This is a genomic window from Pelagicoccus mobilis (assembly GCF_016595505.1).
GTDB lineage: Bacteria > Verrucomicrobiota > Verrucomicrobiia > Opitutales > Opitutaceae > Pelagicoccus > Pelagicoccus mobilis.
Window position 1 is genome coordinate 1 of record NZ_JAENIL010000140.1, and the last position, 1318, is coordinate 1318.

Annotated in this window: 1 protein-coding gene; it reads left to right on the top strand. The window is 58.3% G+C overall.

The features are described from left to right. Positions 1-65 precede the first annotated feature (65 nt). Positions 66-1265 carry an IS481 family transposase gene (locus JIN87_RS27940; RefSeq protein ID WP_200360036.1) on the top strand — a complete coding sequence of 400 codons (1200 nt, stop codon included), beginning with the start codon at positions 66-68 and terminating at the stop codon, positions 1263-1265. Positions 1266-1318 lie beyond the last annotated feature (53 nt).

The following is a 1318-nucleotide window of genomic DNA, read 5'->3' on the forward strand; positions in this document are numbered from 1 at the left end:
TGTCTGGTCAAGATACATGGTTAACAGGTGTTAAGAGACATGGTTAACACTTTTTGATGCCGTGGATGGAGACCGATAAGATAACCCAAAGAAGAGATTTCGTCTTCCTGGCTTCGAAGCCAGGAGCGAACGTTCGAGAGCTTGCTCGCCGTTTCGGCATAAGTCCTCCAACCGCGTACAAGTGGCTTGGCCGCTACCGCGAGGAAGGCTTGCAGGGGCTGCAGGATCGTTCTCGGCGACCGTTGGGGCAACCCAACAAAAGCCGTGCCGAAGTAGAGAGGAAAGTGGTGGAACTACGCAAAAAGCACGACAGCTGGGGCGGTCGCAAACTGCGGCGCCTGCTCCAGAACGCCGGGGAAACCGAGCTGCCGTCCGCGACCACCGTACACAACATGATCCGTCGAAACGGTTTGCTTAGCCAAGGTCGACGGCCGCGCGAAGCGCCTCAAAGCTTCGAGCGCTCCCAACCCAACGAGCTTTGGCAGATGGACTTCAAGGGGCACTTCGAGATGGCCGGATCCAAGCGCTGCCACCCTCTCACCGCCTGCGACGACCACTCCCGCTTCAACCTTATCCTCAAGGCCTGCCAGGACGAGAGGACCTCGACTGTGCAGGAATGCCTGCTGTCATGCTTCGGCAAATACGGCCGGCCGTGGGCGATCCTCTGCGACAACGGTTCGCCTTGGGGCAGAGGGGCGGGAGCGGCGAGCGCTTTGGAGGTGTGGCTGCTGCGCCTTGGCGTGGAGATGATCCATGGCCGTCCGCTGCATCCGCAGACCCAAGGCAAGGAGGAACGCTTCCACCAGACCCTCAAGCACGAGCTGCTGAGCAAGACCACGCTCTGGCGCGACTTGGAACATTGCGACCTGGAGTTCGCCCAGTTCCGCGAGACCTACAACCACGTGCGTCCGCACCGTTCGCTCGATCTGGACTGTCCAGCCGACCGCTACCGAGCTTCGGAGCGGACTTTGCCTGCCACCATTCCCGATTGCCTGAGCTTCTACGGCGACGCTCAGGAAGTTCGCAAAGTTAAGAGCAAAGGGGAGCTGATGTTCAAGGGCCGTAGCTTCACTATCGGAAGGGCCTTCATAGGGGAAAGCGTTGCGATCAATCAGTTCGACGAGCTTCGTTGGGAGGTATTTTACTGCTGGAAAAGCTTGGGAATGATCGACCTGAGCCGGGCGACCAAGTCCAAGAACAACTACAACCCCCTTCTTGCTCCCCCTGGCCGGCTAGCCGGCCAGGGGGAGCAAGAACCCGCCTAGAATGTGTTAACCATGTCCTTTAACATGTGTTAACTATGTCCTTGAACTAAACA

Bases quoted from the DNA above. Each gene is read 5' to 3' on its own strand.
- JIN87_RS27940 (WP_200360036.1), top strand. From the start codon at position 66: ATGGAGACCGATAAGATAACCCAAAGAAGAGATTTCGTCTTCCTGGCT.